This is a genomic window from Streptomyces venezuelae, from assembly GCF_008642375.1.
GTDB classification, from domain to species: Bacteria; Actinomycetota; Actinomycetes; order Streptomycetales; family Streptomycetaceae; genus Streptomyces; species Streptomyces venezuelae_G.
In genome coordinates this window covers 2,491,353-2,516,519 of sequence record NZ_CP029194.1, presented here as the reverse complement: position 1 = coordinate 2,516,519, position 25,167 = coordinate 2,491,353, and the positions used below count along the sequence as shown (strand labels likewise).

The window sequence follows — 25,167 nt, the reverse complement described above, 5'->3', positions numbered from 1 at the left end:
ATTGCCGTCCCGGACCGTCGACAGACCTCTGGGGTGCGCATGAGCGGAAACAGAAGTGCAGCGGGCGGCCACGGCCGCCTCGGCAGCGTGCTGTCGGGGCTGGCCGTGGCCGTCGGCTGTGTGCTCTTCCTCGGGGGCTTCGTCTGGGGAGCGCTGGTCTACCAGCCGTACACCGTTCCCTCCGACTCCATGACCCCCACCATCGCCGTCGGCTCCCGGGTCCTCGCCGAGCGCATCGACGGCGACGAGGTGCGGCGCGGTGACGTCGTCGTCTTCACGGACGCCCAGTGGGGCTCCTCCCCGATGATCAAGCGGGTCGTCGCGGTCGGCGGCGACACCGTCGCCTGCTGCGACAAGGACGGCAGGATCACCGTCGACGGGACGGCGGTCGACGAGCCCTACCTGCGACCCGGACCCGGCGGTGACGTCGTCGCCTCCGGCCAGGACTTCTCCGTGACCGTGCCCGAGGGGAGCCTCTTCCTGCTCGGCGACGACCGCCACACCTCTCTCGACTCCCGTTCGCACATGGAGGAGGCCGGAAAGGGCTCCGTACCCCGCTCCGCGGTCATCGGCAGGGTCGACGCCGTCGCCTGGCCCGCCGAGGGCCTCCTGGAGCCCGCGAAGGGCTTCGCCGCCCTGCCGGGCGGGACCTCAGGACCGGGGCCCTTCACGGCTCTCCTCACGGCGATCGCGGCCGGGACCGCACTGATCCTCGCGGGGGCCGCCTACGGGCCCGTGGCACGCCTCCTGACGCGGCGTCCGGGCGGGACGGGGTCCGGGAAGCGGTCCGGGCCGGGGGCTGCCGCCGGGGCCCCCGCAGGGGAGAAGGTGGGGACATGACGGATCACGCTTCCGCCGCGGCAGCGGAGCCCGCCGTGCGCCAGGTGGCCAGGGTCGTCCTCCTCGACCCCGACGACCGCATCCTGCTCATGCACGGGTACGAACCGGACGACCCCGCCGACACCTGGTGGTTCACCCCCGGCGGCGGCCTGGAGGGCGACGAGACCCGGGCGGAGGCCGCGCTGCGCGAACTCGCCGAGGAGACCGGCATCACCGACGCCGAGCTCGGGCCGGTCCTGTGGCAGCGGTACTGCTCCTTCCCCTTCGACGGGCGCCGCTGGGACCAGGACGAGTGGTACTACCTGGCCCGCATCCGCCGGACCGGGACCGATCCCCGCCCCCAGGCCCTCACGGAGCTGGAGACCCGCAGCCTCGCGGGCCTCAGATGGTGGACCTCCGCCGAACTGTCGGCGGCCCGTGAGACGGTGTACCCGACCAGACTCGCCGAGCTGCTGCGCACGCTGCTCGACGAGGGACCTCCGAGTGCACCGGTGGTTCTCGCCCCGGAAATCGTTTAGGGGCGCGGCCGACTGGCGCACAATGGGTGGACGCACGGCTGAAGGGGAACATGCCATGAGCGCCGAGGACCTCGAGAAGTACGAGACCGAGATGGAGCTGAAGCTCTACCGGGAGTACCGCGACGTCGTCGGGCTGTTCAAATACGTGATCGAAACCGAGCGGCGCTTCTACCTCACCAATGACTACGAGATGCAGGTGCACTCGGTCCAGGGCGAGGTCTTCTTCGAGGTCAGCATGGCCGATGCCTGGGTCTGGGACATGTACAGGCCGGCCAGGTTCGTCAAGCAGGTCCGCGTGCTGACCTTCAAGGACGTGAACATCGAGGAGCTCAACAAGAGCGACCTCGAACTTCCCGGCAGCTGACTCACCCCCAGGGGTGAGCGAGTTCTCCACAGCACCCCGGCCCTCCACAGGCCCGCACGCGGTCCGGTGCACTCCGTCACAGTCGGTGACGGAGGTGGTACCGCATGAACAGGACCCAAGCCCTCGGACGGTACGGGGAAGAGCTGGCGACCCGTCGGCTCACCGCGACCGGCATGCACATCCTCGCCCGCAACTGGCGCTGCGGCCGGGCGGGCGAGATCGACATCGTCGCCCGTGACGGCGACACCCTCGTCATCTGCGAGGTCAAGACCCGACGCCACGGCGCCTACGAACACCCGATGGCCGCCGTCACCCCGACCAAGGCCGAGCGGCTCCGCCGTCTCGCCGCCTGCTGGCTCGACCGTACCGGCACTCCCGCTCCCACGGGCGGGGTCCGCATCGACCTCGTCGGCATCGTCCTGCCCCGCAAGGGCGCCCCCGTCCTCACCCACGCCCAGGGGGTGGCCTGATGGGATTCGCCCGCACCTGCTCCGTCGCCCTCGTCGGCGTCGAAGGCGTCGTCGTCGAGGTCCAGGCCGACCTCGAACCGGGCGTCGCCGCCTTCACCCTCGTGGGACTCCCCGACAAGAGCCTCAGCGAGAGCCGCGACCGGGTCCGGGCCGCCGTGGTCAACTCCGGCGCCGAATGGCCCCAGAAGAAGCTCACCGTCGGACTCAGCCCCGCGTCCGTCCCCAAGAGCGGCAGCGGCTTCGACCTGGCCGTCGCGGCCGCCGTCCTGGGCGCCGCCGAGCGGATCGACCCCCGCACCATCGCCGACCTCGTCCTCATCGGCGAACTCGGACTCGACGGCCGCGTCCGGCCCGTCCGAGGCGTCCTGCCCGCCGTCCTCGCCGCCGCCGAGGCCGGATACCACCAGGTCGTCGTCCCCGAACAGACCGCCGGTGAGGCCGCGCTCGTCCCCGGCGTCTCCGTCCTCGGCGTCCGCACCCTCCGCCAGCTGATCGCCGTCCTCACCGACGAACCCGTCCCCGACGAGGAACCCACCGAGGAGGGACGGCCCGACGCCATGCTCGCCGGACTCCTCGTCCCCGGCGCCGGCATCGGCACCGGACTCGCCGCCGATCCCGCCGAAGGACCCGACCTCGCCGACGTCGCCGGCCAGCACCGGGCCCGCCACGCCCTGGAGATCGCCGCCGCCGGCAGCCACCACCTGATGCTCTCCGGCCCTCCGGGCGCCGGGAAGACCATGCTCGCCGAGCGCCTCCCCGGCATCCTCCCGCCCCTCACCCGGCAGGAGTCCCTCGAAGTCACCGCCGTCCACTCGGTCGCCGGCATCCTCCCGCCGGGCGAACCCCTCGTCCGCCGCGCCCCCTACTGCGCGCCGCACCACTCCGCCACCATGCAGTCCCTCGTCGGCGGCGGCAACGGCCTCCCGAGGCCCGGCGCCGTCTCCCTGGCACACCGCGGCATTCCCTTTCTCGACGAAGCCCCCGAGTTCTCCGGCAAGGTCCTCGACGCACTCCGTCAGCCCCTCGAATCCGGACACGTCGTCATCGCCCGCGCCGCGGGCGTGGTCCGCCTCCCCGCCCGCTTCCTCCTCGTCCTCGCCGCCAACCCCTGCCCCTGTGGACGGCACACCCTCCAGGGCGACGGCTGCGAATGCCCCTCCTCCGTCATCCGCCGCTACCAGGCCCGCCTCTCCGGCCCCCTCCTCGACCGCGTCGACCTCCGCGTCGAGGCCGAACCCGTCACCCGCGCCGACCTTCTCGGACAGGGCGGCCGGGGCGAGGCCACCGCCACCGTCGCCGCCCGCGTGCACGAGGCCAGAGCCCGTGCCACCGACCGCCTCGCCGACACCCCCTGGAGCGTCAACAGCGAGATCCCCGGACACGAACTCCGTACGCGCTACCTCGCCGCACCCGGCGCCCTCGCCGCCGCCGAACGAGACATCGAACGCGGACTCCTCACCGCCCGCGGCCTCGACCGCGTCCTCCGCGTCGCCTGGACCGTCGCCGACCTCGCCGGGCACGACCGGCCCGGCAGCGGGGACATCGCCCTCGCGCTCGAAATGCGCACCGGCATCGCCCGCGGCGTGCCCGTGGGAGCGGGGGAGCGCGCATGACCGCCACGGACGAGCGAATCGCCCGCGCGACCCTCACGCGAACCGTCGAACCCGGCGACGAGCACGCCGGACGCTGGCTCCGGCACCACGGAGCGGCCGGCTTCCTCGACCGGCTCCTCCACCCGGGCGACGACCCCTTCCCCGGCACCGGGGCGAAACGCGTCGACAGCTGGCGACGACGCGCCACCGCCGCCGAACCCGCCCGTGACCTCGACACCGTCCACCGGCTCGGCGGGCGCTTCCTCATCCCCGGCGACACCGAATGGCCCCGTCAACTCGACGACCTCGGTCACTCCCGCCCGTTCGGCCTCTGGCTCCGGGGCCCCGCCGACCTGCGGACCTGGGCCCTGCGCTCCGTCGCCCTCGTCGGAGCCCGCGCCTGCACCCCGTACGGCGCCCACATCGCGGCCGAGCTCGCCACCGGCCTCGCCCGACAGGGCTGGGTCGTCGTCTCCGGCGCCGCCTACGGCATCGACGGCGCGGCCCACCGCGGCGCCCTCGCCGCCGGCGGAGCCACCGTCGCCGTCCTCGCCTGCGGCGTCGACACCCCGTACCCCCGAGGCCACGGCGGGCTCATCGGCCGCATCGCGGAACAAGGACTCGTCGTCGGGGAACTGCCACCCGAAAGCCACCCCACACCCAGCCGCTTCATCCTCCGCAACCGCGTGATCGCCGCCCTCACCCGCGGCACCGTCGTCGTCGAGGCCCAGCACCGCAGCGGCTCGCTCGTCACGGCCCGCGCCGCCGCCCGCCTCGGCCGCCACACCATGGGTGTCCCCGGCCCCGTCACCAGCGCGCTGTCCGCCGGCGTCCACGAGCTGCTCCGGAGCGACGCCACCCTCGTCACCGACGCACAGGAGATCGTCGAACTCGTCGGCGACATGGGCGAACTCGCCCCCGCCCGACGCGGCCCCGTCCTGCCCCGCGACCTGCTCGCGCCCGCCACCGCGCACATCCTCGAAGCCGTCCCCGCCCGCGGCCCCACACCCACGACCGTCATCGCCCGACGAGCCGGAAACACCCCCGACGACACCCTCGCGAAGCTGTACGAACTGCACTCCCTCGGCTTCGTCGAACGGTACGGGGAGGGCTGGCAGTTGACGAACACGGCCACAGACCGGTCGAACGCGCGGCGAGGCGATACTTGACCTGGCGCATTCGGGTGACAGGGTGAAGCCGATGAGCAACCGAGTTCTCTCGGCCGAATCCGAGGGGCCTGCACGCGCCACGGCCCGGGTTCGAAGATGTGGCCGACGGCGTCCACCCGGACCGGCGCGATCCACCGATGTTCGCGCACCGCGACAGCGCACTCACGCTACGCTCACCAGGATTCCCCTCAGGACACCCCACAGGACACCCCCACCGACACACCCGACAGCAGAACGGCTCAAGGCAACGCATGCCCCAGCACACCTCCGGGTCTGACCGCGCTGCGGTGCCCCCAGCAGCCCGGGGCGCCGTGCGACCACCCGCACCGACCTCGCTCGACGAGCTGTGGCGCTCGTACAAGGACACCGGCGACGAGCGGCTGCGGGAGCAGCTGATCCTGCACTACTCGCCGCTCGTCAAGTACGTCGCCGGACGCGTCAGCGTGGGGCTGCCGTCCAACGTGGAACAGGCCGACTTCGTCTCCTCCGGGGTCTTCGGCCTCATCGACGCCATCGAGAAGTTCGACGTCGAGCGCGCCATCAAGTTCGAGACGTACGCGATCACCCGCATCCGCGGCGCGATGATCGACGAACTCCGTGCCCTCGACTGGATCCCGCGCTCCGTCCGCCAGAAGGCGCGCAACGTCGAACGCGCCTACGCGACCCTCGAAGCCCAGCTCCGGCGCACGCCCTCCGAGAGCGAGGTCGCCGCGGAGATGGACGTCACACTGGAGGAACTGCACGCGGTTTTCAGCCAGTTGTCCCTGGCGAACGTGGTCGCCCTGGAGGAGCTGCTGCACGTCGGTGGTGAGGGCGGCGACCGCCTCTCCCTGATGGACACCCTGGAGGACACGGCGGCGGACAACCCCGTCGAGGTCGCGGAGGACCGCGAGCTGCGCCGGCTGCTCGCCCGGGCGATCAACACGCTCCCCGAGCGGGAGAAGACCGTCGTCACGCTCTACTACTACGAGGGCCTCACGCTGGCCGAGATCGGCCACGTCCTCGGCGTCACCGAGAGCCGCGTCAGCCAGATCCACACCAAGTCGGTCCTCCAGCTCCGCGCCAAGCTGGCCGACGTCGGACGCTGAGCCGCCCGGAGCCGGTCGTACAGTGGAGCCGTGCCCAGGATTCGAGCGGCCTCCGTGGCCGAGCACCGGACGATGCAGCGAGGCGCCCTGCTGGACGCCGCGCGTTCCCTGCTGTCCGAGGGCGGTACGGAGGCGTTGACCTTCCCCGCACTCGCCGAGCGCACGGGCCTGGCCCGGTCCTCGGTCTACGAGTACTTCCGCTCGCGCGCGGCCGTCGTCGAAGAGCTGTGCGCCGTGGACTTCCCCGTCTGGGCCGCCGAGGTCGAGACCGCCATGGCCGGCGCCGAGACGCCCGAGGGCAAGGTCGAGGCGTACGTCCGCACCCAGCTGGCCCTGGTCGGGGACCGGCGGCACCGGGCCGTCGTCGCGATCTCGGCGAGCGAGCTGGACGACGGGGCCCGCGAGAAGATCCGCGCGGCCCACGGCGGCCTCGTCGCCATGATCGTCGAAGCCCTCGCCGCCCTCGGTCAGCCCGAGCCCCGCCTGGGCGCCATGCTCCTCCAGGGCGTCGTCGACGCGGCCGTCCGCCGCATCGAGCTCGGCGCGGCGGAGGACCCGACGCAGATCGCCGAGGCGGCGGTCGCGATGGCCCTCCACGGCGTCAACGGCTCCCCGGCCTGATCGACAGGACACCCCCCGGCCCCCCGTCGACCGGCAGGAGCCGTGACGGGGCCCTCCTGATCAGGAGCAGCGGGTTCAGATAGGTCTTGCCGCGGAGCAGGCCCCAGTGGAGACAGGTCTCCGGGCAGTGCGTCCCCGGTGCGACCCGGGCGACGGGAGCGCCGGCGGCGACCCGGGTGCCCGCCTTCACCAGCGGGGTCACCGGGGAGAAGGTCGTACGCAGCGGGGGAGCGCCCGTGCCCGGGAAGGTGAGGGTGAGCACCCCCCGGCCGCCGACCGGGCCCGCGAAGGAGACCGTGCCCGCCGCCGGCGCGCGCACCTCGACGCCGGGCGGCGCCGCCAGGTCGACGCCGCGGTGGCCGGGGCCGTACGGGCCCGCCGGGGGCTGCCAGCCGCGAAGGATCTCCGGCGGGGGCGGACCCACCGGCCACAGCAGGCCGAGGGTCAGGAGCAAGGTCATGAGACGCATGGGGGAAGACTCCCCGGGGTGACCGGTCCACGGGGGTCGGGGACGGTTTCTGTGGACTACCCGCCGGTTGTGGACAGTGCCGTCACCCGCCGCTCCCGGGGTCCCGTACACTTCCTATGGCGACTCGGGTCACCGGGTCGACTTCGCACGCCCCGCCATAACCCTCACCGGCTGTGGCAGCGCCTTTCGGTCCCTTGTGGGCATGGCGCGTCGGGGCGTCAGGAAAACAACCGAGAAACCCAAGGAGATACGGCCATGGCCGTCGTCACGATGCGGGAGCTGCTGGAGAGCGGCGTCCACTTCGGTCACCAGACCCGTCGTTGGAACCCGAAGATGCGTCGCTTCATCTTCACGGAGCGCAACGGCATCTACATCATCGACCTGCTCCAGTCGCTGTCGTACATCGACCGCGCCTACGAGTTCGTCAAGGAGACCGTCGCGCACGGCGGCTCCATCATGTTCGTCGGTACGAAGAAGCAGGCCCAGGAGGCCATCGCCGAGCAGGCGACGCGTGTCGGCATGCCGTACGTCAACCAGCGTTGGCTCGGTGGCATGCTCACCAACTTCTCCACCGTCTACAAGCGTCTGCAGCGCCTCAAGGAGCTCGAGCAGATCGACTTCGAGGACGTCGCCGCCTCGGGTCTCACCAAGAAGGAGCTCCTGGTCCTCTCGCGCGAGAAGGCCAAGCTGGAGAAGACCCTCGGTGGTATCCGCGAGATGTCCAAGGTGCCCAGCGCCGTCTGGATCGTGGACACCAAGAAGGAGCACATCGCCGTCGGCGAGGCTCGCAAGCTCAAGATCCCGGTCGTCGCGATCCTCGACACCAACTGCGACCCCGACGAGGTCGACTACAAGATCCCGGGCAACGACGACGCGATCCGCTCCGTCACCCTGCTCACCCGCGTGATCGCCGACGCCGTCGCCGAGGGCCTCATCGCCCGTTCCGGTGCCGCGACCGGTGACTCGAAGCCGGGCGAGAAGGCCGCCGGCGAGCCCCTCGCCGAGTGGGAGCGCGACCTGCTCGAGGGCGAGAAGAAGGCCGACGACGCCGAGGTCCAGACCTCCGCCGAGACCGAGAAGGTCGCCGACGCCGAGGCCGCCGACGCCCCGGCCGAGGCTGCTGCCGAGGCCGAGGCTCCGGCCGCGGACGCCGAGCAGGCCTGACCCTTCAGGACCTTCGGGTGACGACGGCGGGGGCTCACGAAGCCCCCGCCGTCCACCCGTGGACCCGCCCGATCTTTCAGACTTCGAGAGAGAAACAGACTCATGGCGAACTACACCGCCGCTGACGTCAAGAAGCTCCGCGAGCTCACCGGCGCCGGCATGATGGACTGCAAGAAGGCCCTGGACGAGGCCGACGGCAACGTCGACAAGGCCGTCGAGGCGCTGCGCATCAAGGGCCAGAAGGGTGTCGCCAAGCGCGAGGGCCGCTCTGCCGAGAACGGCGCCGTGGTCTCCCTCATCGCCGACGACAACACCTCCGGTGTCCTCGTCGAGCTGAAGTGCGAGACGGACTTCGTCGCCAAGGGTGACAAGTTCCAGGCCGTCGCCAACCAGCTGGCCGCGCACGTCGCCGCCACCGCCCCGGCCGACATCGAGGCGCTGCTCGCCTCCGAGATCGAGGCCGGCAAGACCGTGCAGGCGTTCGTCGACGAGGCCAACGCCAACCTCGGCGAGAAGATCGTCCTGGACCGCTTCGCGCAGTACGCCGACGGCTTCGTCTTCGCGTACATGCACCGCACGATGCCGGACCTCCCGCCGCAGATCGGTGTCCTCGTCGAGTTCGACAAGGCCGACGCCGCCGTCGCCAAGGGTGTCGCCCAGCACATCGCCGCCTTCGCGCCGAAGTACCTCACCCGTGAGGACGTTCCGGCCGAGGTCGTCGAGACCGAGCGTCGCGTCGCCGAGGAGACCACCCGCGCCGAGGGCAAGCCCGAGGCCGCGCTCCCGAAGATCGTCGAGGGTCGCGTCAACGGCTTCTTCAAGGACGCCACGCTGCTCGGCCAGCCGTACGCCCTGGACAACAAGAAGTCCGTCCAGCAGGTCCTGGACGAGGCCGGTGTCACCCTGAAGCGCTTCACGCGCATCAAGGTCGGCATCTGAGTCCGTCCGCGAACGCGACGGACACCGGACCCCGGTAGGGTCTGAGGCAGTCGTCCGCCACCGCGCAGGACGACCGCAGATCTGACGAGGAGGCCATTGCCGTACGGGATACCGCGAGGACCCAAGGCAATGGCCTCCTTCGTATGTGCACGAGGAGATCTCCATGAACCAGGGCGCCGTACAGGGCGACGACAACAACGGCAAAAAGGCCGGCCGCTACATGCTGAAGCTGTCCGGAGAAGCCTTCTCCGGCGGTACCGGCCTGGGCGTCGACCCCAACGTCGTGCACGCCATCGCGCGTGAGATCGCGGCGGTCGTCCGCGACGGCGCGGAGATCGCGGTGGTGATCGGCGGCGGCAACTTCTTCCGTGGCGCCGAGCTCCAGCAGCGCGGCATGGACCGGGCCCGCTCCGACTACATGGGCATGCTCGGCACCGTGATGAACTGCCTCGCCCTCCAGGACTTCCTGGAGAAGGAGGGCATCGACTCGCGCGTCCAGACCGCCATCACCATGGGCCAGGTCGCCGAGCCGTACATCCCGCTGCGCGCCGTGCGCCACCTGGAGAAGGGCCGTGTGGTCATCTTCGGTGCGGGCATGGGCATGCCGTACTTCTCCACCGACACCACCGCGGCCCAGCGAGCCCTGGAGATCGACGCCGAGGCCCTGCTCATGGGCAAGAACGGTGTGGACGGCGTCTACGACTCCGACCCGAAGGCCAACCCCGGCGCGGTGAAGTTCGATGCGCTGGAGTACGGCGAGGTGCTCTCCCGCGACCTCAAGGTCGCCGACGCCACCGCCATCACCCTGTGCAGGGACAACAAGCTCCCGATCCTCGTCTTCGAACTGCTCACCGAGGGCAATATCGCTCGCGCGGTGAAGGGTGAGAAGATCGGCACGCTCGTGAGCGACCAGGGCACCCGGGCCTGACAGCCGAACCGGGAACCGCCCCGCAAGGGGATGGACAGAGCCCTGCCGGTCGTACCCACCGTGCAGGACACAAAGCGACGACACGCAGGAGCATGTGGTGATCGAAGAAATCCTCCTCGAGGCCGAGGAGAAGATGGAGAAGGCCGTCGTGGTGGCCAAGGAGGACTTCGCCGCGATCCGCACCGGCCGTGCGCACCCGGCGATGTTCAACAAGATCGTGGCGGACTACTACGGCGCCCTCACCCCCATCAACCAGCTCGCGTCGTTCTCCGTGCCGGAGCCGCGCATGGCGGTGGTGACCCCGTTCGACAAGACCGCGCTGCGCAACATCGAGCAGGCCATCCGCGACTCGGACCTGGGTGTGAACCCCAGCAACGACGGCAGCATCATCCGGGTGAACTTCCCCGAGCTGACGGAGGAGCGCCGCCGCGAGTACATCAAGGTCGCCCGCGGCAAGGCCGAGGACTCGAAGGTCTCCATCCGCGCCGTGCGCCGCAAGGCCAAGGACGCCCTCGACAAGCTGGTCAAGGACAAGGAGTCCGGCGAGGACGACGTGCGTCGCGCCGAGAAGGAGCTCGACGACTCCACCGCGAAGTACGTCGCGCAGGTGGACGAGCTGCTCAAGCACAAGGAAGCCGAGCTGCTCGAGGTCTGATGAACGACTCTTCCTGGGGGGCCCCGGGCGGCACCGGCCGTCGGGGACCCGACCAGGGACCTGCCCCGGCGGGTCCCGCATACGATCGGCATCAGGCGGCGCAGACTCGGCCCATGCCCATCGTGCCCGACGTTCCCGCCGGCGGATTCCAGGACGGTCACGGCCGGGGGGCCGCTCACCAGAGCGGTCCCCTGTTCCGTGACGAGACGCCGCACGAGCACCCGCAGGAGCCCATGTCCAGCCCCACCCCGCCTCCGCCGCCCGCGCCGACGGCGCCACGGCAGAAGAAGAGCGCGGGGCGGGACCTGGGCGCGGCCATAGGGGTCGGAGTCGGCCTCGGCGCCGTCATCATCGCCTCGCTGTTCATCTGGAAGCCGGCGTTCGTCGGAGTGATCGCGGTCGCCGTGGTCGTCGGTCTGTGGGAGCTCACCTCCCGCCTCCAGGAGCGCAAGGCCATCAAGGCTCCGCTGGTGCCGCTCGCGGTCGGCGGTGCGGCGATGGTCGTCGCCGGCTACGTCAGGGGCCCCGAGGGCGCCTGGGTGGCGATGGCGCTCACGGCGCTCGCGGTACTCGTCTGGCGGATGACGGAGCCCCCCGAGGGCTACCTGAAGGACGTCACGGCGGGTGTCTTCGCCGCGTTCTACGTGCCTTTCCTGGCGACGTTCGTGGCGATGCTGCTCACCGCGGACGACGGCCCGCAGCGGGTGCTGACCTTCCTGATCCTGACGGTGGTCAGCGACACCGGGGCGTACGCGGTCGGCTGGCGCTTCGGCAAGCACAAACTGGCTCCGAGGATCAGCCCCGGCAAGACCCGCGAGGGCCTCGTCGGTGCCCTGGCCTTCGCGATGGCGGCGGGCGCGCTGTGCATGGAGTTCATGATCGACGACGGGACCTGGTGGCAGGGCCTGCTCCTCGGTCTCGCGGTGGCGGCGAGCGCGACGCTCGGCGACCTCGGCGAGTCGATGATCAAGCGCGATCTCGGCATCAAGGACATGGGCACGCTGCTCCCGGGCCACGGCGGGATCATGGACCGGCTGGACTCGTTGCTGCCGACGGCGCCGGTGGTGTGGCTGCTGCTGGCGTTGTTCGTCGGTACGAGCTGACCGGCCGGTCGGTTTTCGTCCGTCGGAACGGGTTGACGGACAGCGGGTACTCTGGAAGGGCTCGTGGCGCGTGCGCCGCGGGCCCTTCCGTCGTCCTCGCCGCCGCGAGGGCGCTCCAGTGAGGTCTCCTGGCTTCGGCATCGTCATGCCGCGCTTCCCGCCGACGCGGGGCTGTCCGGACCTCGTGCCGTCTGAGGAGACACCCGATCGTGGCCCGTCCCGTGCCCGGAGAACTGACTTTCATCGCCCCCAAGGGAGCCAAGAAGCCGCCGCGCCACCTGGCAGACCTGTCGCCCGCCGAGCGCAAGGAAGCCGTCGCCGCGATCGGCGAGAAGCCGTTCCGCGCCAAGCAGCTGTCCCAGCACTACTTCGCGCGGTACGCGCACGACCCGGCGCAGTGGACCGACATCCCGGCGGCCTCGCGGGAGAAGCTGGCCGGCGAGCTGCTCCCCGACCTGATGTCCGTCGTCCGGCACATCTCGTGCGACGACGACACCACCCGTAAGACCCTGTGGCGGCTGCACGACGGCACGCTCGTCGAGTCGGTGCTCATGCGCTACCCGGACCGGGTGACCATGTGCATCTCCTCGCAGGCCGGCTGCGGGATGAACTGCCCGTTCTGCGCGACCGGGCAGGCCGGGCTCGACCGGAACCTGTCGACCGCCGAGATCGTGCACCAGATCGTGGACGGCATGCGCTCCCTGCGGGACGGGGAGGTGCCCGGGGGACCGGCGCGTCTCTCGAACATCGTCTTCATGGGCATGGGCGAGCCGCTCGCCAACTACAAGCGGGTCGTCGGCGCGATCCGCCGCCTCACCGATCCCGAGCCCGACGGTCTGGGGCTCTCGCAGCGCGGGATCACCGTCTCCACGGTCGGTCTCGTGCCGGCCATGCAGCGCTTCGCCGACGAGGGCTTCAAGTGCCGCCTCGCGGTCTCGCTGCACGCCCCCGACGACGAGCTGCGCGACACCCTCGTGCCGGTGAACACCCGCTGGAAGGTGCGCGAGGTCCTCGACGCCGCCTGGGAGTACGCGGAGAAGTCGGGCCGCCGGGTCTCCATCGAGTACGCGCTCATCCGCGACATCAACGACCAGGCGTGGCGAGGCGACCTCCTCGGCCGGCTGCTCAAGAACAAGCGGGTGCACGTCAACCTGATCCCGCTGAACCCGACCCCCGGTTCGAAGTGGACGGCGTCCCGTCCGGAGGACGAGAAGGCCTTCGTCGAGGCCATCGCCCGCCACGGCGTTCCGGTGACCGTCCGGGACACCCGGGGCCAGGAGATCGACGGTGCCTGTGGACAGCTGGCGGCCTCCGAGCGCTGACCTTGTACTCTGAGGTCGAACACATCTCCATATTCCGACAGGGGAGCGCCACAGCGCTGAGAGTGCGGTCACCGTAGGACCGCAGACCCTCTGAACCTTGCCCAGGTCATTCTGGGTAGGAAGTTCGGTCGTTAACTCAAGCTGTTGCGCCCTGCCCGCGTCCGGTCTCCGCCGGACGCGGGCAGGGCCGCGTCTCTTCCTGGTCACACCCAGGAGGAATCTCAGTGAGCACCACCATCTCGTCGAGCACGAAGAGAATGGCCGCCGCCGCGCTCGTCGCGGCGCTCGGCGTCACCACCCTCGCCGCGTGCGGCACGGAGGACGTTCGCGACGCCGCGGGCAAGACCGGCGCCCCCGCGCCGAAGACCGTGACCCTCGTGAGTCACGACTCCTTCAACGCCTCCAAGGAGGTGCTCGCGGACTTCACGAAGGAGACCGGCTTCAAGGTCAAGGTCCTGAAGGCCGGCGACGCGGGCGAGGCCGTCAACAAGGAGATCCTGACCAAGGGCTCCCCGCAGGGCGACGTCTTCTTCGGCGTCGACAACACCCTGCTCTCCCGCGCCCTCGACAACGGGATCTTCGTCCCGTACGAGGCGAAGGGCGTCGACCGGGTCCCGGCCACGTACCGCCTCGACAAGGAGAACCGGGTCACGCCGATCGACACCGGTGACATCTGCGTCAACTACGACAAGAAGTACTTCGCGGACAAGAAGCTTGCGCCGCCGGTGACCTTCGACGACCTGGCGGAGCCCGCGTACAAGGACCTGCTCGTGGTCGAGAACCCCGAGCGGTCGTCCCCGGGGCTCGGCTTCCTGCTCGGCACGGCCGCGAAGTACGGCGACGAGGGCTGGCAGGACTACTGGACGAAGCTCAAGGCCAACGGCGTGAAGACCGTCGACAGCTGGGAGCTCGCCTACAACCAGGAGTTCTCCGGCTCGGCCGGCGGCAAGCAGGCCAAGGGCGACCGGCCGCTCGTCGTCTCCTACGCCTCCAGCCCGCCGGTCGAGGTGCTGTACGGCGAGCCGCAGCCGAAGGTGGCTCCCACCGGGGTCTCCACCGGCACCTGCTTCCGGCAGATCGAGTTCGCGGGCCTGCTGAACGGGGCGAAGAACCCCGAGGGCGGGAAGGCGCTGATCGACTTCCTGATCTCGAAGAAGTTCCAGGAGGACATGCCGCTCCAGATGTTCGTCAACCCGGTGGCGAAGGACGCGGCGCTGCCGGAGCTCTTCACCAAGCACGGTGTGGTCGTCGAGAAGCCGGAGACCATGGCGCCCGAGAAGATCGCCGAGAAGCGTGACCCGTGGATCCAGCAGTGGTCGTCGCTCGTCCTGAAGTAGGGCGCGGCCGTCGCGACCTCAAGGGGAGCGCGGCGCGGCTCGGGCTGATGGCCCTGCCCGTCGCGTTCTTCGGGGTCTTCTTCGCCTGGCCCGTCGCGTCCATCGTGGAGCGTGGCCTCCGGCCCGACGGCGCCTGGGAGTTCGGCCGGATCGGCGAGACGCTGACCCGGCCGGACATCCTCGACGTGCTCGGCTTCACGGTGTGGCAGGCGCTCGCCTCCACCGGACTCACCCTGCTCCTGGCGCTGCCCGGCGCGTACGTCTTCGCGCGCTTCGACTTCCCCGGGAAGAACGTGCTGCGGGCCGTCGTCACCGTCCCCTTCGTGCTGCCGACCGTCCTCGTCGGCACGGCCTTCCTGGCGCTCGTCGGCCGGGGCGGGCTGACCGACGAGCTGTGGGGGCTGCGGCTCGACACCAGCGTGTGGGCGATCCTCCTCGCGCATGTCTTCTTCAACTACGCGGTCGTCGTACGGACCGTCGGCGGCCTCTGGTCGCAGCTCGACCCGCGCCAGGAGGAGGCCGCGCGGGTCCTCGGCGCCTCGCGCTGGACGGCCTGGCGGACGGTCACCCTGCCCGCGCTCGTGCCCGCCGTGTCCGCGGCCGCGCTGATGGTCTTCCTCTTCACCTTCACCTCCTTCGGCGTCGTACAGATCCTCGGCGGGGACGCGTACTCCACCCTGGAGGCCGAGATCTACCGGCAGACCGCCCGGCTCCTCGACCTGCGGACTGCGGCTGTCCTCACCCTCGTCCAGTTCGCGGCGGTCGGGGCGATCCTCGCCGTGCACGCCCGGACGGTGCGGCGGCGGGAGACCGCGCTGCGGCTCGTACCGCCGGAGCGGACCGCGCGCCGGCCGCGCGGGATCGGGCAGTGGGCGCTGCTCACGGGCGTCCTCGTCTCGGTGGCGCTGCTGATCCTGCTGCCGCTCGGTGTGCTCGTGGAGCGCTCCTTCGCCGGGCCCCAGGGCTACGGCCTCGGCTACTACCGGGCGCTCGGCTCGCTCGACGAGTCCGGCACCTTCCTGGTGCCGCCGCTGGAGGCGATCGGGAACTCGCTGCGGTACGCGGTGGCCGCCACCGGCATCGCGGTGCTGATCGGCGGACTCGCGGCGGCGGCGCTCACCCGGCGCGCCGGAAGGGTCGTACGGGGTTTCGACGCGCTGCTCATGCTGCCGCTCGGGGTGTCGGCGGTCACCGTCGGCTTCGGGTTCCTCATCACGCTCGACGAGCCGCCCTTCGACCTGCGGGCCAGCTGGATCCTCGTACCGCTCGCGCAGGCCCTGGTCGGCGTCCCCTTCGTCGTACGGACGATGCTGCCGGTGCTGCGGGCCGTGGACGAGCGGCTGCGGGAGGCCGCGGCCGTGCTCGGTGCCTCGCCGTGGCGGGCCTGGCGGGAGGTGGACCTGCCGCTGGTGCGGCGGGCGCTCCTCATCGCCGCCGGGTTCGCCTTCGCCGTCTCGCTCGGCGAGTTCGGCGCGACCGTCTTCATCGCGCGGCCCGACAGTCCGACGCTGCCGGTGGCGGTGGCCCGGCTGCTCGGGCGGCCGGGGGAGCTCAACTACGGCCAGGCGATGGCCCTCTCGACGATTCTGATGGTGGTGTGCGCGGTGTCCCTGCTCCTGCTGGAACGGCTGCGCACCGAGCGGACCTCCGGGGAGTTCTGATGCTTTCGATCGAGGACGCGACCGTACGGTTCGGGGAGCGGGCCGCGCTCGACGCCGTGGACCTGGAGGTCGCCGAGCACGAGATCGTGTGTGTGCTCGGCCCCAGCGGCAGCGGCAAGTCCACGCTCCTCCGGGTCGTCGCGGGGCTCCAGGCGCTGGACGGCGGCCGGGTGCTGCTGGCCGGCGCCGACCAGGCGGGCGTGCCGGTGCACCGGCGGGGCGTCGGCCTGATGTTCCAGGACCACCAGCTGTTCCCGCAGCGGGACGTCGGCGGGAACATCGCCTTCGGGCCGCGGATGCGCGGGGCCGGGAAGGCCGAGCAGGCGGAGCGGGTACGGGAACTGCTCGAACTCGTCGGGCTGCCCGGGGCCGAGCGGCGCTCCGTCGCGGCGCTCTCCGGCGGCGAGCAGCAGCGGGTGGCGCTGGCGCGGGCGCTGGCGCCGCGGCCCCGGCTCCTCATGCTGGACGAGCCGCTCGGGCAGCTCGACCGGGGGCTGCGGGAGCGACTCGTCGTGGAGCTGCGGGAGCTGTTCGGGCGGCTCGGGACGACGGTCCTCGCCGTCACCCACGACCAGGGCGAGGCCTTCGCGCTCGCCGACCGGGTCGTGGTGATGCGGGACGGGCGGATCGCCCAGTCGGGTGTACCCGTCGAGGTGTGGTCACGGCCGGCCTCGGAGTTCGTGGCCCGCTTCCTCGGCTTCGACAACGTGGTGGCGGCGCGGGTGAGCGGGACGGTCGCGGAGACCGTGTGGGGCCGGATCCCGGTGCCCGAGGGCTCGCCGCAGGGTGAGCGGCGGCTGCTCGTCCGGCCGGGCGGGGTGCGGCTCCTCCCGGGGGAGTCGGATGCGTGGACCGTCGAGTCCCGGACCTTCCGGGGCGACCGCGTCGTCGTACGACTCCGGCCTGTGGACGGGCCGCCGCTGGAGGCGGAGTTCCCGCTGAGCGGGGCGCCGGCGGAGGGGGCCGGGGTGGACGTGGGGTTCGCGATGGAGGACGTCGTGGTGCTGGGCGACTGACCCGGACGGGGACGGGGCTCAGCAGGCGGCGCACGTTCTGCGGGTCGCGCGCTGATAGGAGCGGGTGGCGCGGGCCAGGGCGAGGCCGTAGCAGGAGAAGCCGCCGTAGGCGACGGCGACCACCCACGGGGCGTGGTCGTCGAGGCCGGAGCCGGTCAGTCCCGTCCAGGCCAGCACGCCCACCGCGGCGAGGAGCGCGCCGAACGGTGCGAGCGCGCCGGCCCCCGCCCAGCCGAGCGCGAGCAGCGGCGGGCGGGGCAGGCGCCGGCCCCAGGGACGGGTCAGCGCGAGGGCGAGGGCCATGCCGACGACGGCCAGGACCGCGGTGAAGTCGACCCCGTGGTCGTACAGCCAGATGCCCAGGTCGCTGGTGTACTCCGGGTCGACGCCCGGGCGGCCGATGCCGGTGTACCCGACGGTGAGGCCCAGCGCCCAGGCCGTCTTCAACGCGGTGTACGGGACGAGGGCGGCGACGGCGACGAGCCCGGCCCGCGTGGAGTCCGCCGCCACGGCGGTGCGGCGCGGGTCGCCGGTGCGGCCGTGTCCGCCGCAGTGCGGGCAGGTGCCGAGGGCCCGGCGCCGGTGCGCGAGGGCCGCACACCCCCACAGCACGGCGCCGAGGACGGCGAGGAACTGGTTGGTGAGAGCCGCCCAGTCGACCGGCGACTGGTTGCGGGACAGGAAGGACAAGAGGTGGAGGGGGCTGAGCAGGGCGGCGAAACCCGAGGTCAGACAGAGCGCGACGACCGCCCAGGCGGCTCTGGACGGCCACCGGGCCATCGGGCGGCGCAACAGGGCGTACCCGAGGACGGCGGAAGCCCCGTACAGCACCGCCGCGGCCGTCTCGGCGCCCGTGCCGGTTCCCTTGCCCAGGACCGCGTACCCGAACGCGGGCCCGGTGAGGGCGGCGAGGGTCGCGCCCGCCGCGTACAGCAGCGACCAGGCGAACGCGGCGGCGACCGCCCAGGACGGCCAGTCGGCCAGGAGTCTCTTCGGCGTCATGTTCCGAGCCTCCCGGCGGGAGGGCCCTGGGGGCGTCAGCACGTGGTCGGGTCCCGCTCCGCCGTGCGGGGGAGCGGGACTACGCCTTCGCCAGCCGCTCCAGCGCCTCCGGGGCCTCGTCGACCGAGTCGACCAGGGCGACGCGCGACGCCATCGGGCGGTCGGCGGCCAGGGCCTCCAGGAGGGGCCAGGCCGGGAGGCGCGCGGTCCAGTGGGCGCGGTCGACCAGGACCATCGGCGTGGGGGCGCCCAGCGAGCCGTAGTAGTTCGGGGTGGCGTTCGCGAAGATCTCCTGGACCGTGCCGGCCGCGCCCGGCAGGAAGACGATGCCCGCCGTGGAGCGGGCGAGCAGGCCGTCCTCGCGGAGCGCGTTCGCGAAGTACTTGGCGAGGTGCCCGGCGAAGGCGTTCGGCGGCTCGTGGCCGTAGAACCAGGTGGGGATGCCCAGCGAGTCGCCGCCGTGCGGCCACCGGGCGCGTACGGCGAAGGCGGCGCGGGCCCACTCCGTCACGGAGGGGGTGAAGGAGGGGGCCGCCGACAGGACGGCGAGGGCCTTCGGGAGGGTCTCGTCGGGGAACGGGGCCAGATAGGCGCCGAGGTTCGCCGCCTCCATGGCGCCCGGCCCGCCGCCGGTCGCCACCGTGAGGCCGGAGCGGGCCAGCGATCTGCCGAGCCGGGCGGCGCCCGCGTACGCCTCCGTGCCCCGGACCGTCGCGTGCCCGCCCATCACGCCGACGACCCGCTTCCCTTCGAGGAGTTCGGCGAGGGCGTCGGAGACCGCGTCGTCGTGGAGGGAGCGGAGCATCGACGAGAAGATGTCGCCGTCGGCCCTGGTCCGGCCGAACCACGCGTACGCGAGGGCGTCGGGCGTCGATCCGTACCCCGTCTCGCCGATGCCGGCGTAGAGCTCGTCCGGGGTGTAGAGCCGCGAGCGGTTCGGGTCGAACGGCAGGTCGGGGACGGGCGGGAAGACGAGCGCCCCGTCGGCGCCCACCTTGGCGGCGGCCTCCGGCTCCATGGCGCAGCCGAGGAAGACGGCGGCCGCGGCGGAGGCGGAGAGCAGGGCGAACGTCCGGTCCGTCAGGTCGACGGACTGCACCCGGAGCCCGGCGAGGCCGCCGGGCCCGGCGAGGGCCGCGTCGAACTCGCCGAGCGTGTGGATCTCGCGCCCGTGCCCGCGCGGACCGGGCGGCCGGTGTGCGGGAGGAGGCATCGCCATGGGCCCACGATAGGGGCCCGTCCCCCGGACGGCCCGTCAGCCGGCCAGTGGTCAGCCGGTCAGGGGTCGGTCAGCCGGTCAGCCGGTCAGGCGTCAGCCCGTCAGGGGGAGGGCCGCCAGCTTCGCCACGATCCAGGTGAGCGGCAGGAAGACGGCGACGAGCGCGCCCGCCCGCATGAGGGCCGCCGTCCGCAGGACCGTGGGCGGGGCGCCGAGGCGCAGGAGCGCCTCGGTGGTGTGGGCGCGGCACTGCTTGGACTCCAGCGCCGCCGTGAGGAGCGTCGCCGTCGTGCAGGCCATGACCAGGGCCGCGCCGAGGCCGGTGAGCGGCCCGAAGGCGGTGGGGCCCGAGTCCGAGGCGTACAGCGCGGCCGCCGCGAGCGTCCCGGAGAGGACGGCGGAGACCACCCCGAGCGGGCGGCCGATACGGCGGGACTCGTCCATCAGGACGCGGCCCGCGAGCAGCCGGGTGGCGCCCGGCCGGACGGCCTGGAGGAGTCGGCCGCAGCCGTACGTGAGTCCGGGGCCCGCGAGGGCGAGACCGAAGGCGGTGAGCACCCAGCCGGCGAGGACGCCCGCGGGGTTGCCGTCGAAGCGGCCGGGCAGCGGGAGGCCGTCCCCCGGACCGCTGCGGCCCGCGTACGTCTCGATGGCCAGGCCGACCGCGACCAGGGCGACGCCCCAGGGCAGACCGGACGGCACCGGCTTCTCGACGCCCTCCGGCTCGGCGGGAGCGGAGCGCGGGCGCAGTGCGAGGCCCGCCGCGGTGGCGGCGACGACCGGCAGGATCGCCAGAAGGGTGAGGGCGGCGGCGAGCGGCAGCGGCTGGTCGGCGGCGAGCAGCTCGGCCGCCGCCCCGTCGAAGGGAAGGCCCGTGATGTCGCCGCGCAGGTGCAGGTAGAAGAGGAGCGCGACCATCGAGCCGAGCGTGCAGGCGACGGCCGTCGACGCCGCCGCGACGGCGGTGAGCCGGACCGGGCCGAGGCCGATCGCCGAGAGTCCGGGGCGCGGCCGGGTGCTGGGGTCGGTGCGGGCCACGGCCACGGCGAACTGGACCGTGGCGGCGAGCGGCAGGGCGCACCACAGCAGGCGCAGGACCGAGGCCGAGGACTGGGCGGGGTGCCCGACGGCGTATCCGAGGGTGCAGAGCAGCAGGAAGCCCACTCCCGCGGCCGCGGCGGCGACGAGGAGCCGCCGCGTCAGGACGAGGGGGTGGGTCCCGCGGGCTAGACGGAGAGCGAGCACGCGGTGACGCCCTCCGCCCCTGACGCCGGGGGGACGGCGCCGACCCGGCGTCCGTCGAGGAGCGCGACCGTACGGTCGGCGAGCGCCGCCACCTCACCGTCGAGGGTGGCGAGGAGCACCGTGATGCCGTGCGAGCGGGCCGCGGCGGTCAGGGTGCGCAGGACCTGCGCCCCGTCGGCCCGGTGCAGCGCGGCGGTGGGTTCGTCGGCGAAGAGCACCGACGGGGTGGTGACGAGGGCGCGGGCGATCGCGATCCGCTGGCGCTGGGAGTGGGTGAGCACGTGGGGGCGCTTGCGGGCGCAGACGCCGATGTCGAGGCGCTCCAGCCATTCGACGGCCGCGGTCTTCGCCGCCCGGTGGGAGGCGCCGCGGAGCAGAAGGGGGAGGGCGACGTTCTCCCAGCCGGTGAGTTCGGGGACGAGGCCGGGCTCCGGGGCGATCCAGCCGAAGCGGTCGCGGCGGAGCCGTTCGCGCTGGGCCTGGCCGAGGGTGTGGACGGGGCTGCTGTTGAACCAGACCTCGCCCTGCTGGGCGACGAGCTGCCCGGACAGGCAGCGCATGAGGGTGGTCTTGCCGCTGCCGCGCGGGCCGACGAGGGCGAGGATCTCGCCCTCGCGGACGCCGAGGGAGACGCCGCTGAGGGCGTCCGAACCGCCCAGGGCGCAGTGCAGGGAACGCGCCCAGAGCACGTCGTTGTCCGGTGGGGCCATCGCGTACACCTCGATGTCGGATCTGATGTGTATTCCCCCGTGTTCCCCCGTACGGGGGAACGAGGAGACGGGCCTGTGGGTCACTCGGCACCGTAAGGATTCAGATCCGCTTGTACGGACAGCACGCGGCCCGGGCCGCCGCCATCCACTCGGATGGCGGCATGCCCGGGCCGATGTCACGCCGTGAGGGCGGCGTGATGCCTGGGGGACCGGCGAGAGCCGGGTCCGCGGCTGCTACAGCTTGGTCCACGCCTCCGTCAGCACCGACCGCAGGATGCCCTCGATCTCGTCGAAGGTGCCCTGGTCGGCGATGAGCGGCGGGGCCAGCTGGATGACCGGGTCGCCACGGTCGTCGGCCCGGCAGTACAGGCCGTTCTCGAAGAGCGCCTTGGAGAGGAAGCCGTACAGGACGCGCTCGGTCTCCTCGTCCGTGAAGGACTCCTTGGTGACCTTGTCCTTGACGAGCTCGATGCCGTAGAAGAAGCCGTTGCCGCGGACGTCGCCGACGATCGGCAGGTCGTGCAGCTTCTTCAGGGTGTCGAAGAAGTTGCCCTCCTGGTCCAGCACGTGCTGGTTCAGGCCTTCCTTGTCGAAGATGTCGAGGTTGGCGATCGCGACCGCCGACGACACCGGGTGGCCACCGAAGGTGTAGCCGTGGAGGAAGGTGTTGTCGCCCTTGTAGAACGGCTCCGCGATGCGGTCCGAGACGATGCAGGCGCCGATCGGGGAGTAGCCCGAGGTCATGCCCTTGGCGCAGGTGATCATGTCCGGCACGTAGCCGAACTTGTCACAGGCGAACATCGTGCCGAGGCGGCCGAAGGCGCAGATCGTCTCGTCGGAGACGAGGAGCACGTCGTACTGGTCGCAGATCTCGCGGACGCGCTGGAAGTAGCCGGGCGGCGGCGGGAAGCAGCCGCCGGCGTTCTGCACCGGCTCCAGGAAGACGGCCGCGACGGTCTCGGGGCCCTCGAAGAGGATCTGCTGCTCGATCTGGTCGGCGGCCCAGCGGCCGAAGGCCTCCGGGTCGTCGCCGTGGATCGGGGCGCGGTAGATGTTGGTGTTCGGCACCTTGTGCGCGCCGGGGACCAGCGGCTCGAAGGGGGCCTTCAGGGCGGGGAGACCCGTGATGGACAGGGCGCCCTGCGGGGTGCCGTGGTAGGCGACCGCACGCGAGATGACCTTGTACTTGGTGTGCTTGCCCTGCAGCTTGAAGTACTGCTTGGCGAGCTTCCAGGCGGTCTCGACGGCCTCGCCGCCACCGGTGGTGAAGAAGACCTTGTTCAGGTCGCCCGGGGCGTAGTGGGCCAGGCGCTCGGCGAGCTCGACGGCCTTGGGGTGCGCGTACGACCACACGGGGAAGAACGCGAGCTCCTGGGCCTGCTTGTACGCGACCTCGGCCAGTTCGTGGCGGCCGTGTCCGGCGTTGACGACGAACAGACCCGCGAGACCGTCGAGGTAGCGCTTGCCCTTGTCGTCGAAGATGTAGGTGCCCTCACCACGCACGATGGTGGGAACGGGCGAGTTCTCGTACGACGACATGCGGGTGAAGTGCATCCACAGGTGGTCGTACGCGGTCTTGGACAGGTCCTGGGTCACGATTATCGAGTTCCCCACATATAGGTCTGCTTCTTGAGCTTGAGGTAGACGAAGCTCTCGGTGGAGCGCACGCCGGGGAGGGTGCGGATCCGCTTGTTGATCACGTCCAGCAGGTGGTCGTCGTCCTCGCAGACGACCTCCACCATCAGGTCGAAGGAGCCCGCGGTCATCACCACGTACTCGCATTCGGCCATGGCCGTCAGGGCCTCCGCAACCGGATCGAGGTCACCCTCGACGTTGATACCGACCATCGCCTGGCGCCGGAATCCCACGGTGAGCGGGTCGGTGACGGCGACGATCTGCATGACGCCCTGGTCGAGCAGCTTCTGCACGCGTTGGCGTACCGCGGCTTCGGAGAGGCCCACGGCCTTGCCTATCGCCGCATAGGGACGGCGACCGTCCTGCTGGAGCTGTTCGATGATTGCCAGGGAGACGGCATCGATCGTCGGGGACGAACCGGTTCCGGTTCTGGAGTCTGTGCTTCGACTGGCCACGGCTTCACTGTGCACCGAGATGGGCAGTCATGCAAGCCCGGAGTGATGAAATTCGTTGCGAGCGGCTCCGAATCTCACTGAATCCGAAGTTGCGGGGGGTCGGGGCTATGGAAAGCGTCTGTCGAGCGACTAGGCTGAGGTGTCTCGCCCATCGGGACGCCGCACAAGGACGTGCGAAGGACAGAACGTGACAGGAGGGGTGGCAAGTGACCACCGAGCTGCGCCGGCTGCGTAACTACATCAACGGGGAGTTCCGCGACGCGGCCGACGGCCGCACCATCGAGGTGGTCAACCCGGCCACCGGCGAGGTGTACGCGACCTCCCCGCTCTCGGGCCAGGCCGACGTCGACGCCGCCATGGAGGCCGCCGCGGCGGCCTTCCCCGCCTGGCGCGACAGCACCCCGTCCGAGCGCCAGAAGGTACTCCTCAAGATCGCCGACGCCTTCGAGGAGCGCGCCGAGGACCTCATCGCCGCCGAGGTGCTGAACACCGGCAAGCCGACCGCCCTCGTCGGGAGCGAGGAGGTACCGCCGATGGTGGACCAGATCCGCTTCTTCGCCGGCGCCGCCCGCCTGCTGGAGGGCCGCTCGGCCGGTGAGTACATGGAGGGCATGACCTCCATCGTCCGCCGCGAGCCCGTGGGCGTCTGTGCCCAGGTCGCGCCGTGGAACTACCCGATGATGATGGCCGTGTGGAAGTTCGCCCCGGCCCTCGCCGCGGGCAACACGGTCGTCCTCAAGCCCTCGGACACGACCCCCGCGTCGACCGTCCTGATGGCCGAGATCATCGGGCAGATCGTCCCCAAGGGCGTCTTCAACGTCATCTGCGGTGACCGCGAGACGGGCAAGGCCATGGTCGAGCACCCGATCCCGGCGATGGCCTCCATCACCGGCTCGGTCCGCGCCGGCATGCAGGTCGCCGAGTCGGCGGCCAAGGACGTCAAGCGCGTCCACCTGGAGCTGGGCGGCAAGGCCCCGGTCGTCGTCTTCGAGGACACCGACATCGAGGCGGCCGTCGGCGACATCTCCGTCGCGGGCTTCTTCAACGCCGGCCAGGACTGCACGGCCGCCACCCGCGTCCTGGTCCACGAGTCCATCCACGACGAGTTCGTCGCCGCCCTCGCCAAGGCCGCCGCCGAGACGAAGACCGGCCAGCCGGACGACGAGGACGTGCTCTACGGCCCGCTCAACAACGCCAACCAGCTGAAGCAGGTCTCCGGCTTCATCGAGCGCCTCCCGGCCCACGCCAAGGTCGAGGCCGGCGGTCACCGCGTCGGCGACAAGGGCTACTTCTACGCCCCGACCGTCGTCTCCGGCCTCAAGCAGGACGACGAGATCGTCCAGAACGAGGTCTTCGGCCCGGTCATCACCGTCCAGTCCTTCACGGACGAGGCCCAGGCCCTGGAGTTCGCGAACGACGTCGAGTACGCGCTCGCCTCCTCCGTCTGGACCAAGGACCACGCGCGCGCGATGCGCATGTCCAAGTCCCTCGACTTCGGCTGCGTGTGGATCAACACCCACATCCCGCTCGTCGCCGAGATGCCCCACGGCGGCTACAAGAAGTCCGGCTACGGCAAGGACCTCTCCGCCTACGGCTTCGAGGACTACACGCGCATCAAGCACGTGATGACCTCCCTGGGCTGACC

General features: G+C 71.6%; 25 protein-coding genes and 1 riboswitch. Of the genes, 18 read left to right on the top strand and 7 right to left on the bottom strand.

The window, feature by feature from the left end; genetic code table 11:
* Nucleotides 1-39 precede the first annotated feature (39 nt).
* From lepB to DEJ46_RS11030, 8 genes are all read left to right on the top strand, one after another.
* Nucleotides 40-840: a signal peptidase I gene (gene lepB / locus DEJ46_RS11065; protein WP_150265662.1), complete on the top strand. Its 801-nt coding sequence runs from the start codon at nt 40-42 to the stop codon at nt 838-840.
* Nucleotides 837-1,358, top strand: a complete 522-nt coding sequence (locus DEJ46_RS11060) for an NUDIX hydrolase (RefSeq protein ID WP_150265660.1) — start codon at nt 837-839, stop codon at nt 1,356-1,358. Before lepB ends, DEJ46_RS11060 begins: the two co-directional genes overlap by 4 nt.
* Before the next feature lie 55 nt (nt 1,359-1,413).
* Nucleotides 1,414-1,722: a DUF2469 domain-containing protein gene (locus tag DEJ46_RS11055; RefSeq protein ID WP_005311352.1), complete on the top strand. Its 309-nt coding sequence runs from the start codon at nt 1,414-1,416 to the stop codon at nt 1,720-1,722.
* A 104-nt stretch (nt 1,723-1,826) separates the two neighbouring features.
* Nucleotides 1,827-2,192 (top strand): YraN family protein, encoded by a 366-nt coding sequence (locus DEJ46_RS11050; protein ID WP_150265658.1) that lies wholly within the window; start codon nt 1,827-1,829, stop codon nt 2,190-2,192.
* Nucleotides 2,192-3,805, top strand: coding sequence for a YifB family Mg chelatase-like AAA ATPase (locus DEJ46_RS11045; protein ID WP_150265657.1), 1,614 nt, complete (start codon nt 2,192-2,194; stop codon nt 3,803-3,805). Before DEJ46_RS11050 ends, DEJ46_RS11045 begins: the two co-directional genes overlap by 1 nt.
* Nucleotides 3,802-4,953, top strand: a complete 1,152-nt coding sequence (gene dprA, locus DEJ46_RS11040) for a DNA-processing protein DprA (RefSeq protein ID WP_150265655.1) — start codon at nt 3,802-3,804, stop codon at nt 4,951-4,953. The genes DEJ46_RS11045 and dprA overlap by 4 nt, the downstream gene beginning before the upstream one ends.
* 251 nt (nt 4,954-5,204) lie before the next feature.
* Nucleotides 5,205-6,041, top strand: a complete 837-nt coding sequence (gene whiG, locus DEJ46_RS11035) for an RNA polymerase sigma factor WhiG (RefSeq protein ID WP_150265653.1) — start codon at nt 5,205-5,207, stop codon at nt 6,039-6,041.
* A 72-nt stretch (nt 6,042-6,113) separates the two neighbouring features.
* Complete coding sequence (locus tag DEJ46_RS11030) at nt 6,114-6,662, top strand: TetR/AcrR family transcriptional regulator (RefSeq protein WP_150274316.1); 549 nt, start codon at nt 6,114-6,116, stop codon at nt 6,660-6,662.
* Here the strand turns inward: DEJ46_RS11030 and DEJ46_RS11025 are convergent.
* Complete coding sequence (locus DEJ46_RS11025; protein WP_150265651.1) at nt 6,643-7,131, bottom strand: murein hydrolase activator EnvC family protein; 489 nt, start codon at nt 7,129-7,131, stop codon at nt 6,643-6,645. The two genes, DEJ46_RS11030 and DEJ46_RS11025, sit on opposite strands and share 20 nt — an antisense overlap.
* Nucleotides 7,132-7,386: 255 nt before the next feature.
* On the opposite strand from DEJ46_RS11025, the gene rpsB reads away from it, so the two are divergent.
* The 9 genes from rpsB (at nt 7,387) to DEJ46_RS10980 (ending at nt 17,256) form a co-directional block, all read left to right on the top strand.
* Nucleotides 7,387-8,295: a 30S ribosomal protein S2 gene (gene rpsB / locus DEJ46_RS11020; protein WP_150265649.1), complete on the top strand. Its 909-nt coding sequence runs from the start codon at nt 7,387-7,389 to the stop codon at nt 8,293-8,295.
* A 102-nt stretch (nt 8,296-8,397) separates the two neighbouring features.
* Nucleotides 8,398-9,234 (top strand): translation elongation factor Ts, encoded by an 837-nt coding sequence (gene tsf, locus DEJ46_RS11015; RefSeq protein WP_150265647.1) that lies wholly within the window; start codon nt 8,398-8,400, stop codon nt 9,232-9,234.
* Between the two features lie 163 nt (nt 9,235-9,397).
* Complete coding sequence (pyrH, locus tag DEJ46_RS11010; RefSeq protein WP_055646001.1) at nt 9,398-10,162, top strand: UMP kinase; 765 nt, start codon at nt 9,398-9,400, stop codon at nt 10,160-10,162.
* A 97-nt stretch (nt 10,163-10,259) separates the two neighbouring features.
* Nucleotides 10,260-10,817, top strand: coding sequence for a ribosome recycling factor (frr, locus tag DEJ46_RS11005; RefSeq protein ID WP_150265645.1), 558 nt, complete (start codon nt 10,260-10,262; stop codon nt 10,815-10,817).
* Nucleotides 10,817-11,920, top strand: coding sequence for a phosphatidate cytidylyltransferase (locus DEJ46_RS11000; RefSeq protein ID WP_150265643.1), 1,104 nt, complete (start codon nt 10,817-10,819; stop codon nt 11,918-11,920). Before frr ends, DEJ46_RS11000 begins: the two co-directional genes overlap by 1 nt.
* A gap of 209 nt (nt 11,921-12,129) precedes the next feature.
* The gene (gene rlmN / locus DEJ46_RS10995; RefSeq protein WP_190622574.1) at nt 12,130-13,242 is read left to right on the top strand and encodes a 23S rRNA (adenine(2503)-C(2))-methyltransferase RlmN; all 1,113 of its coding nucleotides are present in this window, start codon (nt 12,130-12,132) and stop codon (nt 13,240-13,242) included.
* 29 nt (nt 13,243-13,271) lie between these two features.
* A riboswitch (TPP riboswitch) is annotated at nt 13,272-13,382 on the top strand.
* A gap of 117 nt (nt 13,383-13,499) precedes the next feature.
* Complete coding sequence (locus DEJ46_RS10990; protein WP_150274313.1) at nt 13,500-14,579, top strand: thiamine ABC transporter substrate binding subunit; 1,080 nt, start codon at nt 13,500-13,502, stop codon at nt 14,577-14,579.
* A 47-nt stretch (nt 14,580-14,626) separates the two neighbouring features.
* On the top strand, nt 14,627-16,240 hold the full coding sequence (locus DEJ46_RS10985) for an ABC transporter permease (RefSeq protein ID WP_150274314.1): 1,614 nt from the start codon (nt 14,627-14,629) through the stop codon (nt 16,238-16,240).
* Nucleotides 16,240-17,256, top strand: coding sequence for an ABC transporter ATP-binding protein (locus tag DEJ46_RS10980; protein ID WP_150265640.1), 1,017 nt, complete (start codon nt 16,240-16,242; stop codon nt 17,254-17,256). The genes DEJ46_RS10985 and DEJ46_RS10980 overlap by 1 nt, the downstream gene beginning before the upstream one ends.
* A gap of 18 nt (nt 17,257-17,274) precedes the next feature.
* Here DEJ46_RS10980 and DEJ46_RS10975 read toward each other — a convergent pair whose 3' ends face one another.
* The 6 genes from DEJ46_RS10975 to DEJ46_RS10950 form a co-directional block, all read right to left on the bottom strand.
* Nucleotides 17,275-18,258 (bottom strand): hypothetical protein, encoded by a 984-nt coding sequence (locus DEJ46_RS10975; RefSeq protein WP_150265638.1) that lies wholly within the window; start codon nt 18,256-18,258, stop codon nt 17,275-17,277.
* Nucleotides 18,259-18,337: 79 nt separating this feature from the next.
* Nucleotides 18,338-19,477 (bottom strand): LOG family protein, encoded by a 1,140-nt coding sequence (locus DEJ46_RS10970; protein ID WP_150265636.1) that lies wholly within the window; start codon nt 19,475-19,477, stop codon nt 18,338-18,340.
* 93 nt (nt 19,478-19,570) lie between these two features.
* On the bottom strand, nt 19,571-20,722 hold the full coding sequence (locus DEJ46_RS10965) for a hypothetical protein (protein ID WP_150265634.1): 1,152 nt from the start codon (nt 20,720-20,722) through the stop codon (nt 19,571-19,573).
* Complete coding sequence (locus DEJ46_RS10960; protein ID WP_150265632.1) at nt 20,704-21,432, bottom strand: ABC transporter ATP-binding protein; 729 nt, start codon at nt 21,430-21,432, stop codon at nt 20,704-20,706. The genes DEJ46_RS10965 and DEJ46_RS10960 overlap by 19 nt, the downstream gene beginning before the upstream one ends.
* Before the next feature lie 234 nt (nt 21,433-21,666).
* A complete protein-coding gene (locus DEJ46_RS10955) occupies nt 21,667-23,046 on the bottom strand; it encodes an aspartate aminotransferase family protein (protein ID WP_190622572.1) in 1,380 nt (459 codons plus the stop codon).
* Nucleotides 23,031-23,537, bottom strand: a complete 507-nt coding sequence (locus tag DEJ46_RS10950; protein ID WP_037641878.1) for an Lrp/AsnC family transcriptional regulator — start codon at nt 23,535-23,537, stop codon at nt 23,031-23,033. Before DEJ46_RS10950 ends, DEJ46_RS10955 begins: the two co-directional genes overlap by 16 nt.
* Nucleotides 23,538-23,728: 191 nt before the next feature.
* Between DEJ46_RS10950 and DEJ46_RS10945 the strand changes: the two genes are divergently transcribed.
* On the top strand, nt 23,729-25,165 hold the full coding sequence (locus DEJ46_RS10945; RefSeq protein ID WP_150265628.1) for a gamma-aminobutyraldehyde dehydrogenase: 1,437 nt from the start codon (nt 23,729-23,731) through the stop codon (nt 25,163-25,165).
* Nucleotides 25,166-25,167: the final 2 nt, after the last annotated feature.